The following is a 13,472-nucleotide window of genomic DNA, read 5'->3' as shown; positions in this document are numbered from 1 at the left end:
GATATCAACGGCAAACACGCACAATCTGGTTGTTGACGATCTGAATCGGACAAGCTTGCCGGACGACGGGCACTTCGGGGCGCGGCTGCGGCACGATCCGACGGTCCTGCTCGCGATATTGCTGCTGCTGTTGCTGGAACTGCTGCCGCTGCAGGCTGTTGCGCAATTGCTGCAGCTGGTTCTGCTGGATCAGCCGGTTGGCGCTGGGATTGACGGATTGAGCCGCAGCAGATTGCATGATGCCGGCGAGCGTTGCTGCTGCCAGCATTGCCGACATCAGAACTGTCGATAGGCGAAGCGTCGACATCAGTTCATTCCCGTACAGATATAACCTCCTCTCTATATAGGGCGTTCGTCTCGATCTGCCATGGGCGGGTCTGCCATGGGCCGATCTGCCACGGGTTGGCGAAATCCCTGAGGAAGCGGCCTGGCCGCACTTGACAGAAAAGATCGATTGACCGCTCTATCGGGCGCGGATCTCGGGCTCAATCGCTGCTGACTCGAGGCACAATCGGGAGCATATTGATGAAAAGCAGGCAAGTATATTTCGCGGCGCTACTGGGCAGCATCTGTATTCTTGGCCCGGTGGCAGTCGCGGCGCAAACCAAGACCGACAAGACGGCGCCTGCCGCCGCAGCGCCCGCCCCTGCTGCCGGCCCGACATTGCCTGGCGGCGCCTCGGCGCTGTCCGAGACACATGGCGACTGGACGGTCAATTGCCAGGTAACCGGCACGGCCAAGGTTTGCAGCCTGTCGCATCAGCAGTTCAACAAGCAATCCAATCAGCGCCTGCTGGCGATCGAGCTGTCGAGCAAGAGCGGCGAGGATGCCGCCGGAACGCTGGCGCTGCCGTTCGGCCTGGCGCTCGCCAAAGGAGTCAGCCTGACCATCGACGACCAGAAGCTGGAAGGCAGCTTGCCGTTCAACACCTGCCAGGCCGTCGGCTGCCTGGTGCCGGTGGCGTTCGATGCCAGCGTCACGCCGCTGCTCAAGGCAGCCACCACGCTGAAGATCGACGCCTTCGCGGCCGACACCGGTCAAGCGGTGAGTTTCACCATCCCGCTCAACGGCTTCGGCGGCGCACTGGCACGGACCGCGGAACTCTCGGCGGACTGAGCAGCGAGCGCGCGGCTACTCAACCTCGCGCAGCCGGTATCCCACCCCGGTTTCGGTGGTGATGTAGCGCGGCTGGTCGGGCGACTTTTCGATCTTCTGCCGGAGCTGGCGGACATAGACCCTGAGATACTGCACGTCGGTCGAATCGCCCCACACCTGCCTCAGAATGAAATGGTGGGTCAGCACCTTGCCGGCATGCTGCACCATAATACGCAATATGTCGTATTCCTTGGGGGAGAGCTTTATCTCCTTGCCTTCGACCTTGACGATGCGCTTGACCAGGTCGACCGAGAGATCGCCGGTCTGAAACACCGGCTTTTCGCCCTGCTGCTGGAATTTGTGGCGCAGCGCGACGCGGATGCGGGCGACCAGCTCGTTCATGCCGAACGGCTTGGTGATGTAGTCGTCAGCGCCGAGTTCGAGCGCCGCGACGATGCCGGCTTCGTCGGTGCGGCTGGACAGGATGACCACGGGCACGTCGAGGCCGTCGTCGCGCCATTTCCGCAGGAGATCGAGGCCACCCATGCCGGGCAGGCCGAGGTCGAGCAGGATCAGATCCGGCTTTTGTGCATCGACGAGTTCGATCGCAGCCTTGGCGTTGGGCGCTTCGCTGACCGCATAACCCTGGCTGCCGAGGCCGACGCGCAGCAGTTTGCGGATCGGCGGCTCGTCGTCGACGACCAGTATGCTGACGTTGGAATTTGTCATGCCGGATCACCAGAGTTTTGCCCGTCCGCGTTCCGTTCGTCCAGGCCGGGCGATCGTGCCGGCTTCGGCATGCGGATGGTGAAGACCGCGCCTTGGCGATCGCTGCGGTTCGCCGCCATGATCGTGCCGCCCATCGCCTCGATGAAGCCCCGGCAGATCGACAGGCCGAGCCCGGTGCCGGCCTGGACCTGATCGCGCTTGCGCACCCGGTAAAAGCTGTCGAAGACGCGCTCCAGGTCGGCGGGCGGAATGCCCGATCCCTCATCCATGATCTGCAGCACGACGGAGCCATTGTCGGCCCAGCCCTGCAGCCGGATTGTCGATCCCGGTGGCGCGTATTTCGCGGCATTGTCGAACAGATTGAACAGCACCTGCTCGAACAGCACCGGATCTAGCTTCAGCATCGGCAGGTCGGCCGGAATATCAACCTCGGTCTTGTGCCCGGCAGTGATCTTGCGTGCCCGCTGCAAGGCCGAGCCCACGACATCGCCGACATAGTGCAGGGCGAAATTCGGTTCCATGGCGCCCGATTCAATCTTGGTCATGTCGAGCAGATTGGCGATGAAGCGGTTCAGCCGTTCGGACTCGTCGAGCACGGTGGTCAGCAGCTCGGCCCGATCGTTCTCGGGCAGTGCCGGCGCAAATTCCCTGAGCGTGCCGGCCGCGCCCATGATGGCCGCGAGCGGCGTCTTCAGATCATGCGAGATCGACGTCAGCAGTGCCGAGCGCAAGCGGTCGGCCTCGGCCGCCAGCCTCGCGCGATCGACATCGGCGACCAACTGGATGCGCTCGATGGCAACCGCCGCCTGATCGGCCAGCGCGTCGAGCAGGCGCTGTTGCTCGGGCGTCAGCAGCGGGCCTTGCTTGTCATTGTCGAGGCCGACGACGCCGACGGCCGTGCGTGCGGTGCGCAAGGGGAGGTAGAGGCGTTTTGCCCCGGGCAGGGTATCGGCGCCACGGCCGGCAGCCCGGTTGTGTTCCCAAGCCCAGCGTGCAGCCGCGATGTCGGCCTCGGCCAGCGTGTCATCGGGGGGATAACCGGCCTTGACGGTGATCGTGCCTTCTTCCGGCAAAAGCAGCACCACGCGCAGCTTCAGCATCGAGGCGATCTGGAAGGCTGTGGCCCACAAAACGTCGTCGAGCGTGCCGGCGCCGGCGAGCTTCTTTGAAAAGAGGTAGATGTCCTCGGTGGCCCGGGCGCGTGAACGGGCGGCGGCTGCCTGACGCTGCACACGCGCCGTCAGATTGCTGGCGATGACGGCAACGACGAGGAAGACNTGACTGGAGTTCAGACGTGTGCTCTTCCGATCTTCTCCGGATCGCGGATCGTCATCGTGTAGCGCGGCTCGAGAAAGAAGAAGTTGAAGGCAATGGCGCTGAGGAAACAGGCGTACAGCGCCGGCCACAGGCCAAAGGTCACTGCCGATGTCAGCACCGCCAGCAGCAGCACGCTGGCAAGGTTGCGAACGTCGAGGAACTGATCGAGGACGGCGCTGACGGCAAGCGCGCCGGCGACATAGACGGTCGAGAAAAGATAAGGCCAGATTTGAAATGGCGTCTGCTCGGCCGCCGCCTTGACCCTCGACGTGGCCTCGTTGTCGCGCTCCGTTCCTGAAATGACATGGACGCTGATATCGCCGGCATTGCGGATCAGATCGTAGGTGAGCGAACCCTCGATCAGTTCGCGCCAGCGCGAGCGGGTCGGCCTGCCGACGACGATATGGGTGAAGTTGTTGGCCATGGCGTGGCGGACGATGTCCTGGGCGACGTTCTGGCCCGGAATGGTCGTCACCTCGGCGCCGAGCTGCTCGGCCAGGCGCAACAGTGTGGCCAGCCGGTCCTTGTCTTCCTCCGACATGGCGGCCGAACGCGGCGTGTCGACATGCAGCGCCGTCCACGGTGCGCGCAGCCGGTCGGCCAGCCGGCGCGCATAGCGGACACGAGACGCTCCGCCCGGACGCGCATCGACGCAGACGAGCACCCTTTCGCCCGCCGCCCAAGGGCCGGGAATCGCGTGCGACTGCATGTGGTTGAGCAACTGCTCGTCGACGCGCTGGGCGGTGCGGCGCAGCGCCAATTCCCGAAGCGCGGTCAGATTGCCCGGCGAGAAATAGTTTTCGACTGCGCGCTGGGCAGTGTTGGGGAAATAGACCTTGCCCTCTTTCAGCCGCTTGATCAGGTCGTCGGGCGTGAGGTCGATGATCTCGATGTCATCGGCCTGGTCGATGATGGAGTCCGGGACCGTTTCGCGCACCCTGACCCGGGTGATCTGCGCCACCACGTCATTCAGGCTCTCGACATGCTGGATGTTGAGCGTGGTGTAGACATCGATGCCGCGCGTCAGGATTTCCTGGACGTCGAGATAGCGCTTGGGGTGGCGGCTGCCTGGCGCATTGGTGTGGGCGAGTTCGTCGACGAGCACCAGCGCCGGCCGGCGGGCGAGAATGGCATCGATGTCCATCTCGTCCAGCACGCGGCCTCTGTAGTCGACCTTCTGGCGCGGGATGACCTCGTAGCCTTGGACCAGCGCCAGGGTTTCCTTGCGGCCGTGGGTTTCGACGATGCCGATGACCACGTCGATGCCGTCGGCAAGCATGGCGCGGCCGGCCATCAGCATTTCGTAGGTCTTGCCGACACCGGGTGCAGCACCCAGAAATATCCGCAGGCGGCCGCGCTCTTCCCGTTCCGCATGCTCGAGCAGCGCGTCCGGAGAGGGTCTGGTATAGTTGCTTCTGGCGTCCGGCATCAGGCTCGATCATGAACGGCGCCGAGGATCGTGTCGATCCCTGGCCCCTGGCTTCAGAGATTGTCTCTCACTGCTTGGTATCGTCCAGTGCCAGGTTGAGCGCCAGCACATTGACGACCGGCTCGCCGAGGAAGCCGAGTTCGCGGCCTTCGACATGGCTGTCGACAAGCGCCTTGACCTTGGCTTCGTCGAAGCCCCTGGCCTTGGCCACCCGAGCGACCTGGAAATAGGCGGCGTCCGGGCTGATGGCGGGGTCGAGGCCGCTGCCGGACGTCGTCACCAGATCCATCGGCACCGGCTGGTTCGGGTTCTCCGCCTTCAGCTTTTCGGCGTCGGCCTTGATGCGGTCGATCAGCTTGGGGTTGGTTGGACCGAGATTGGAGCCGCTGGACGCTGCGGCGTTGTATCCGTCGCCGGCAGCCGAGGGGCGGCCATGGAAATACTTGTCGTCGGCAAAGCCCTGGCCGATCAGTTCGGAGCCGATGACCGTGCCGTTTTTCTCGATCAAGCTGCCATTGGCCTGGTGCGGAAACAGCGCCTGGGCGATGCCGGTCATGCCCAGGGGATAGATCAGGCCGGTCAAAACGGTGAAAAAGACGATCATGATAACAGCGGGTCTTATCTGAGTGAGCATGGACGTATTTCCTTAAGCGAGGCCGAGGCCGGTGACGATCATGTCGATCGCCTTGATGCCGACGAAGGGAACGATGATGCCGCCGAGGCCGTAGACCAGCAGGTTGCGGCTGAGCAGCGCGCCGGCGCCGATGGCGCGGTATTTGACGCCTTTAAGCGACAGCGGGATCAGAGCGATGATGATCAGCGCGTTGAAGATGATGGCCGACAGGATGGCGCTCTGCGGCGTCGCCAGATGCATGATGTTGAGCGCTTGCAGGGGGCCGATTGTATGTCCCGGCGCAACGTAGAAGACGGCAAACATGGCCGGGATGATGGCGAAGTATTTGGCGACGTCGTTGGCGATCGAGAAGGTCGTCAGCGAGCCGCGCGTCATCAGCAGCGCCTTGCCGATCTCGACGATCTCGATCAGCTTGGTCGGGTCACTATCGAGGTCGATCATGTTGCCGGCCTCGCGGGCGGCAACCGTGCCGGTGTTCATGGCGACGCCGACATCGGCCTGCGCCAAGGCCGGCGCGTCGTTGGTGCCGTCACCGCACATGGCGACCAGCTTGCCCTTGGCCTGTTCGTCGCGGATCAGCTTCAGCTTGTCCTCGGGCGTGGCCTGGGCGAGGAAATCGTCGACGCCGGCTTCGGCTGCGATCGCCGCCGCAGTCATCGGATTGTCGCCGGTGATCATCACGGTGCGGATGCCCATTTTGCGCAGTTCGGCAAAGCGCTCGCGGATACCACCCTTGACGATGTCCTTGAGGTGGACGACGCCGAGCAGGCGGCCGTCACGCTCGACGGCCAGCGGCGTGCCGCCCGACTTGGCGATCTCGTCGGCGATCGCCTGGAGATCCTTGACGGTGTCGCTGCCGGGGCGCGTGCCGTGAGTGGCCGATGACGACTGGCTGACATAGGCGAGAACCGAATCGACGGCGCCCTTGCGCACCGACGAGCCATCGATGTCGACGCCGCTCATCCGGGTCTGCGCGGTGAAGGGCACGAAGCTGGCATGCAAGGTTGCCATGTCACGGGCGCGGATGGCGTATTTCTCCTTGGCCAGCACGACGATCGAGCGTCCCTCAGGCGTCTCGTCGGCGAGCGAGGCGAGCTGCGCGGCATCGGCCAGTTCCTGTTCGGTGGCGCCCTTGACCGGGCGGAATTCGGTGGCCTGGCGGTTGCCGAGCGTGATGGTGCCGGTCTTGTCGAGCAAAAGCGTATCGACGTCGCCCGCCGCTTCGACGGCACGGCCGGACATGGCCAGCACGTTGAAGCGCACCAGGCGGTCCATGCCGGCAATGCCGATGGCCGACAGCAGGGCGCCGATGGTGGTCGGGATCAAGGTGACGAACAGCGCGACCAGCACCGTCACCGGGATATAGCCGCCGGAATAGGAGGCAAAGCTCGGGATCGTGGCGGTGGCCAGCACGAAGATCAGCGTCATGCCGACGAGCAGGATGTTGAGCGCGATCTCGTTGGGCGTCTTCTGGCGCGAGGCACCCTCGACCAGCGAGATCATGCGGTCGAGGAAGGTGTGGCCGGAGGCCGCTGATATGCGCACGCGAATCCAGTCGGACAGAACCTGCGTGCCGCCGGTGACCGCCGAACGGTCGCCGCCGGATTCGCGAATGACGGGTGCGGACTCGCCGGTGATTGCCGCCTCGTTGACCGAGGCCACGCCTTCGATCACTTCACCGTCGGACGGGATGATGTCGCCGGCTTCGACCAGCACGATGTCGCCAACCTTCAGGCTGGTGCCGGGCACCAGCTTGAACCTGGAGCGGTCTTCGCCGGCAAGCAGCTTGGCCTGGGTTTCGGTGCGCGCCTTGCGCAGCGAATCGGCCTGCGCCTTGCCGCGGCCTTCGGCGACGGCCTCGGCGAAGTTGGCGAACAGCACGGTGAACCACAGCCAGATGATGATCTGCAGCGTAAAGCCGAAATCGCCGCCGCCGGTGGCGAGATCCTTGACGAACAGGACCGTGGTAAGAAGCGAGACGATGGCGACGACGAACATCACCGGGTTCCTGACCAGCGTGCGGGGGTCGAGTTTCCTGAAGGCGCCGCCGATGGCCGGCCACAGGATGCGGGCATCCATGATGCTCGCGGATTTGGACTGGCTCATTTGGTGGCTCCAGTATCTGAACTGTTGGCCGGCACCGACCGATCGGATGCCGAAAAGAGGGGCGGCGGACCATAGGCCAGCAGCCAGATCACGATCATGACTGCCGCGAGGCCGAGGAAGGTAGATACGCTGGGGAAGGGAGGGGGCGTTTCCTCCCCCTCATTGCCGGCTCGTGGGCCGGCTCGCGGCCGGGCCTTCATGCGTTTTGGGTAGAACCAGGACATGACAAGCCTCAGAATGTCTGGCCGTTGATGGCAGCCAGGTGCTCGACGATCGGTCCGATCGCCAGTGCCGGGAAGAAGGTCAGGCCGACGACGATCAGGATGACGCCGACGAGCAGGCCGACGAACAGCGGGCCGTCGGTCGGGAAGGTGCCGGCGGAAGCCGGAACCGTCTTCTTCGTCGCTAGCGAGCCGGCAATGGCAAGCGCTGGAATGATGACGAAGAAGCGACCCACCCACATGGAGATGCCGAGCGTGATGTTGTACCAGGGCGTGTTGCCGGAAAGGCCGCCAAAGGCCGAGCCGTTGTTGGCCGCCGCCGAAGTGTAGGCATAAAGAACCTCGGAGAAGCCATGCGGACCGCCATTGGCCATCGAGGCGACGGCGCTTGGCAGCACGACCGCTATTGCCGTGAAGACCAGCATGACCAACGGCAGAGCGAGGATGGCGAGCATTGCCATCTTGACCTCCTTGGCCTCGATCTTCTTGCCGAGATATTCGGGCGTGCGGCCAACCATCAGGCCGGCGACGAACACGGTGATGACGATGAACATGACGATGCCGTAGAAGCCGGCGCCGACGCCGCCGACGATGACTTCGCCGAGCTGCATGTTGAGCATCGGGACCAGGCCGCCAAGTGCTGTGAACGAGTCATGCATGGCGTTCACCGCACCGCAGCTCGCAGCCGTGGTGATGACGGCGAATAGTGCCGAAGCGGCAATGCCGAAGCGGCTCTCCTTGCCTTCCATGTTGGCGCCGTCGACGCCCAACGCATGGACCAGCGGATTGCCCGCGGCTTCCGCCCAGTAGCAGATAACGACGCCAGCGATGAACAGCACACCCATCGTGGCCAGGATCGCCCAGCCCTGGCGCTGGTTGCCGACCATGCGGCCGAAGAGGTTGGTGAGTGCAGCACCCAGCGCGAAGATCGTCACCATCTGGATCATGTTGGAGATGGCGTCGGGGTTTTCGAAAGGATGCGCGGCATTGGCGTTGAAGAAGCCGCCGCCATTCGTGCCAAGCATCTTGATGGCGACCTGCGAGGCGACCGGCCCAAGGGCGAGCGTCTGCTTGGCGCCCTCCAGAGTGGTGGCGTCGACATAAGGCCCGAGCGTCTGCGGCATGCCGAGCCAGACATAGACGAGGGTGAGCACGATGCTGAGCGGCAGCAGGATGTAGAGCGTGCAGCGGGTCATATCGACCCAGAAATTGCCGATCGATTTTGCCGAGGCGCGGGCGAAGCCGCGGATCAGCGCCACCGCGATGGCAATGCCGACGGCGGCCGACATGAAGTTCTGCACGGTCAGGCCGGCCATCTGCACGAGGTAGGACAACGTGCTTTCGCCGCCGTAATTCTGCCAGTTGGTGTTGGTGACGAAGCTGACGGCAGTGTTGAAGGCGAGATTGGGTTCGACCGATGCCATCCCGGCCGGATTGTAAGGCAGGACGCCCTGCAGGCGTTGCAGAAAGTACAGCACCAGGAAGCTGGCAAGGCTGAAGAAGATGATTCCTGCCGCGTAGGTCGTCCAGTGCTGCTCCTCGCGCTCGCTGGTTCCCGAAATGCGGTAGAGGCCGCGCTCAACGGGCCCGAGTATGGGCGAGAGAAAGGTGCGATCGCCATTGAAGACGCGGTACATGTAGCCGCCGAGCGGCTTCACCAGCAAAACGACGATCCCGCAATAAACCAGGATCTGTATCCATCCGTTGAGTGTCATGGCTTTCCGTGCCTTGCTTCAGAAGCGTTCTGGGCGAACGAGGGCGTATGTCAGGTAGACGAGCAGGAACAAGGTCACGCCGCCACCGAGGATGTAATCGACAAGCATGGTGCGATCCTTCCGCTAAAGAGCGTCGCAGGCTTTGATGTAGGCGAGGGAAAGCGTGAAAAACAAAACGTCGATCCCGATGACGACAATGTCCATGTGTTGGTCCTTGCTTCTGCTTGTATTTGGCGCCAGCGACTGGCGAGCCAGAAATTCCATGAGAACGGCCCGCCGTAACTCTGGGGTCACGGCGTCCGCAGCGTTTTGCTCGAGATGGAATATGGACCCGATCGCCATAAAGGTTCGAGACGGGGCCGGGAGGAAAGATATAAAATTCCTATAAAGATTTCCGGGAGATGGCTCCGTTCCGGGCCGCTAGAAACCGACGCCATGATATCGCGACCCCTCTTGCGGCGGCTCCGTCTTTCGAAACAATGGGAACGCAAAGTGAGGGAAAAACAGATGCTCGACATGGCACCATCGAAACAGGCGGCGACATGGCTTTGCGCGCTTGCACGGGCGCTGGAAGCTGATGACGCCGAGGCGGCCGCCAACCTGTTCGTCGAGGATTGCTACTGGCGCGATCTGCTGGCTTTCACCTGGAACATCACCACGATGGAAGGCCGCGATGAGATCCGCGACATGCTGCAAGCGACGCTGGCGGAAGCGAAGCCCTCACACTGGACGCTGTCCGGCGAGGCGACCTCGGATGAGGGCACCGTCGAGGCCTGGTTCACGTTCGAAACGGCGGTCGCGCGGGGCGAAGGGATTGTGCGCCTTACGGACGGCCGCTGCCGGACCTTGTTCACGGCGGTGCGTGAGCTCAAGGGGTTCGAGGAACAAAAGGGACCGGCGCGGCCGCTTGGTATCCGTCACAAGGCCGATCCGAAGCGCGAAACCTGGGCGGAGGCGCGGGCGCGCGAGACGCGCGACCTCGGCGCCACCGAGCAGCCCTATTGCCTGGTGATCGGCGGCGGGCAGGGCGGCATCATGCTCGGCGCGCGGCTGAGGCAGCTCGGTGTGCCCACCATCATCATCGAGAAAAATGCGCGCCCCGGCGATTCCTGGCGCAACCGTTATCGCTCGCTCGTGCTCCACGATCCGGTCTGGTACGACCATCTGCCCTACATTCCGTTCCCGGAGAACTGGCCGGTGTTCACGCCCAAGGACAAGATGGGCGACTGGCTGGAGATGTATGTCAGGGTGATGGAGCTCAACTACTGGGTCGCCACCAAATGCGTCGGCGCCAGCTATGACGAGACCGAGAAGGTGTGGACTGTGGTGGTCGACCGTGTCGGCCGGCAGATCACGCTGAAGCCGAAGCACATTGTCTTTGCCACCGGCGCCTATGGCCCGCCACGCCAGATCGCGCTGCCCGGCGCCGAGACCTTCAAGGGCGAACTCCTGCATTCCAGCCAGTATGCAAGCGGCGAGAAATTCCGCGGCAGACGTGTCGCTGTCATCGGCGCGGCAAGCTCGGGGCACGATGTCAGCGTCGACCTCTGGGAGAGCGGCGCGGACGTCACCATGATCCAGCGGTCGCCGACGACAGTGGTGAAATCCGACACTCTGATGGAAGTCGGCTTCGAGATCTTCTCGGAAAAGGCTTTGGCGCGCGGCATCAGCACCGACAAGGCCGACCTGATCGTCGCGTCCACGCCGTTCGCGCTTGTACCCAAGGGCCAGCGGGATCTTTACGAGGTGATCAAGGCACGCGACGCAGACTTCTACGACCAGCTACGCGCCGCCGGCTTCGCCATCGATTTCGGGGAGGACGAGACCGGGCTGTTGATGAAGGCCTACCGCACCGGCTCCGGCTACTACATCGATGTCGGCGCCTGCGAACTGATCATCAATGGCGAGATCAAAGTGAAGAGCGGCGTCGGCATCAGTTCATTGACGCCGACCGGCATCCTGTTCGACGACCGCAGCGAGCTGGCCGTCGATGCGATCGTCGCCTGTACCGGCTACCAGTCGATGAACGAGACCGTGGCGGCCATCGTCTCGCGCGAGGTCGCCGACAAGGTAGGGCCATGCTGGGGCCTCGGCTCCGGCGTCAAGGGCGATCCCGGTCCTTGGCAAGGCGAGCTGCGCAACATGTGGAAGCCGACGGCCCACGACGCGCTGTGGTTCCACGGCGGCAATCTGGCGCTGTCGCGGTTTTACTCGAAATATGTGGCGCTGCAGATCAAGGCGCGGATGGAAGGGATTGCGACGCCGGTGTTTGGGGCGGTGAGTAATTCGGGGTAAGGTTCGACCCCCACTCCGTCGAGCTTCGCTCGACACCTCTCCCCCGATCGACGGGGGAGAGGAATGGCGCGAAGCGATTCCAGCTGGCGCCTTTCCTCTCCCTCCGGAGGGGGGAGAGGTGGCTCGGCGAAGCCGAGACGGAGTGGGGGAAGGCGGTCCTCAAACGCGCCGCCGAAAGACAGACCATCTCCCATGAAGGGGAGACCAGCTAATCGTGCCTACGCCCGAAATGCCGTGCCGCGACCTCGACATGCGTATGGTGCGTGTGGGCCTCGAAGCGCTCGGTCTCGTTGTGGTCGGCGGCTTCGTTCGGCCACCAGACACCACCCACGACGATGCCGTCCGATGTGAGCCGCTGATCCGCGATCAGCGCCGCACCGACCGCATCGACGAAGGTAAAGCGCCCGGGGCGCAGTCTCAGCACCGCGACATCGCCGACACCGCCAACTTTCAGCGTCCCAAGCTCCGGCCTGGCGATCGCCTCGGCTGGCCTTTGCGTGGCGGCGCGCAGCACCTCGACCAGCGGCATGCCCAGCGCCATCAGCTTCGACATGCAGACCAGTATGTCGAAGGCCGGACCGTCGACGCAATAGAGATGCACGTCGCTGGAGATGACGTCGGGCGCGAGGCCCTCGGCCAGCATCGCTTTCGCCACGGCGAAGTCGAACGATCCCATGCCGTGGCCGATGTCGAAGATGACACCGCGTTCGCGGGCCAGCCGCATGTCCGGCCGCACCGCGCCGGAAGCGAACACCGGCGCGTTGGGGAATGGCCGAAAACAATGGGTGAGGATGTCGCCGCGGCGCAGCCGTGGCAGCACCTCGGAACGGCCGGGCGGCGGCTCGTCTATATGCGCCATCAGCGGCAGACCGACCTGGTCGGCGGCTTCCAGCGCAAGATCGACCGGGGCGATGCCGCTGGCGCCGCCGGCATGCTTGCCGGAGCGCACTTTTACCCCAACGACGACATCGGCGTGCTCGCGCACCGCGGCCACCGTCTCGCGTGGCTCGCAGAGCCTGAGATCGCTGCATTCGCCGACCGAGACGCTTTGCGAGAAGCCGAATATGCCGGCAAAGGAGATGTTGACGTAGGCGAGAATACGCACCTTCGAGCGCTCGATGACATGGCGGCGAAAGCCCAGAAAATTGCCGGCGCCGGCGCTGCCGGCATCGATGAAGGTGGTGGTTCCGCTCTTGGCCGCCAGCCGGTCGGCGTCGACGCCCAGCGAGGTGCCGCCCCAATAGACATGGCTGTGCAGGTCGATGAGGCCGGGCGTGACGATGCAATCCCTGGCATCCACGACCTGCGTAGCATGCTCGGCGTCGATGGCAGTCTCGATGGCCGCGACGCGACCGCCCGCAACGGCGACATCGCGCGGCGCGTCCAGGCCCGAGGCCGGATCGATCAGGCGGCCGCCCTTGATCAGGAGATCGAACTGCATCGGCGCCTGCCTCTCTTCGTTTTGGGGCATGATCTCTGGACAAAACGGTTTCCGTTTGTCCGAGAAAACCGGTTTCCACTTTCGGGATCATGCCCCGACTGGTCAAACCGGCCGGTAGGCGACGGCTTCGACCTCGATCTTGATGTCGATCATCAGCCGCGATTCGACCGTGGTGCGGGCCGGCGGATTCTTCGGGAAGTGCTTGGCATAGACGGCATTGAAGGCGCCGAAGTCGCGCGCGTCCTCGAGCCAGACCGTGGTCTTGACGACATCGTCCATGGTGCAGCCGGCCAGCGCGAGTGCCGCCTTCACATTCTGCAGCACCTGCTCGGTCTGCTCGGTAATGCCGCCCTTGACCACAATGCGGTCGCCGTCGACCGGCACCTGACCTGAGATGTAGACGAAATCCCCGGCGCGCACGGCCGGCGACAGCGGCACGTGGGATGTTCCAAAACACTCTTTAGGCAAAGGAAACTCCTGTTCAGAATGG

Annotated in this window: 10 protein-coding genes; 2 read left to right on the top strand and 8 right to left on the bottom strand. The window is 63.8% G+C overall.

Annotation, left to right across the window (positions count from 1 at the left end; translation table 11 throughout):
* Positions 1-4 precede the first annotated feature (4 nt).
* Positions 5-277 carry a hypothetical protein gene (locus X771_RS161675; protein ID WP_023669716.1) on the bottom strand — a complete coding sequence of 91 codons (273 nt, stop codon included), beginning with the start codon at positions 275-277 and terminating at the stop codon, positions 5-7.
* A 248-nt stretch (positions 278-525) separates the two neighbouring features.
* Here X771_RS161675 and X771_RS161680 point away from each other — a divergent pair, with 248 nt between their 5' ends.
* On the top strand, positions 526-1,116 hold the full coding sequence (locus X771_RS161680; protein WP_023686549.1) for an invasion associated locus B family protein: 591 nt from the start codon (positions 526-528) through the stop codon (positions 1,114-1,116).
* A gap of 15 nt (positions 1,117-1,131) precedes the next feature.
* Here X771_RS161680 and X771_RS161685 read toward each other — a convergent pair whose 3' ends face one another.
* From X771_RS161685 to X771_RS26165, 5 genes are all read right to left on the bottom strand, one after another.
* Positions 1,132-1,824, bottom strand: a complete 693-nt coding sequence (locus tag X771_RS161685) for a response regulator transcription factor (RefSeq protein WP_023686548.1) — start codon at positions 1,822-1,824, stop codon at positions 1,132-1,134.
* Between the two features lie 2,813 nt (positions 1,825-4,637).
* The gene (gene kdpC, locus X771_RS161690) at positions 4,638-5,204 is read right to left on the bottom strand and encodes a potassium-transporting ATPase subunit KdpC (protein WP_023686547.1); all 567 of its coding nucleotides are present in this window, start codon (positions 5,202-5,204) and stop codon (positions 4,638-4,640) included.
* A 12-nt stretch (positions 5,205-5,216) separates the two neighbouring features.
* Entirely contained in the window at positions 5,217-7,310 is a 2,094-nt protein-coding gene (gene kdpB, locus X771_RS161695; protein WP_023686546.1) for a potassium-transporting ATPase subunit KdpB, read from the bottom strand.
* Between the two features lie 232 nt (positions 7,311-7,542).
* Positions 7,543-9,246, bottom strand: coding sequence for a potassium-transporting ATPase subunit KdpA (kdpA, locus tag X771_RS161705; protein WP_023686544.1), 1,704 nt, complete (start codon positions 9,244-9,246; stop codon positions 7,543-7,545).
* An 18-nt stretch (positions 9,247-9,264) separates the two neighbouring features.
* Positions 9,265-9,354 (bottom strand): K(+)-transporting ATPase subunit F, encoded by a 90-nt coding sequence (locus tag X771_RS26165; RefSeq protein WP_023669708.1) that lies wholly within the window; start codon positions 9,352-9,354, stop codon positions 9,265-9,267.
* Positions 9,355-9,753: 399 nt separating this feature from the next.
* On the opposite strand from X771_RS26165, the gene X771_RS161715 reads away from it, so the two are divergent.
* Positions 9,754-11,541, top strand: coding sequence for an NAD(P)/FAD-dependent oxidoreductase (locus X771_RS161715; protein ID WP_023686542.1), 1,788 nt, complete (start codon positions 9,754-9,756; stop codon positions 11,539-11,541).
* Positions 11,542-11,749: 208 nt separating this feature from the next.
* Here the strand turns inward: X771_RS161715 and X771_RS161720 are convergent, their stop codons facing one another.
* Together X771_RS161720 and X771_RS161725 are read right to left on the bottom strand one after the other, a co-directional pair.
* The gene (locus X771_RS161720) at positions 11,750-12,982 is read right to left on the bottom strand and encodes an amidohydrolase/deacetylase family metallohydrolase (RefSeq protein WP_023686541.1); all 1,233 of its coding nucleotides are present in this window, start codon (positions 12,980-12,982) and stop codon (positions 11,750-11,752) included.
* 102 nt (positions 12,983-13,084) lie between these two features.
* Positions 13,085-13,450, bottom strand: a complete 366-nt coding sequence (locus tag X771_RS161725; RefSeq protein WP_023683098.1) for a RidA family protein — start codon at positions 13,448-13,450, stop codon at positions 13,085-13,087.
* Between the last annotated feature and the right edge of the window lie 22 nt (positions 13,451-13,472).

Origin of the sequence: Mesorhizobium sp. LSJC269B00 (assembly GCF_000502815.1) — a bacterium.
In the GTDB taxonomy this organism is placed as follows: Bacteria; Pseudomonadota; Alphaproteobacteria; order Rhizobiales; family Rhizobiaceae; genus Mesorhizobium.
This window is presented reverse-complemented; position numbering and strand designations above follow the sequence as displayed.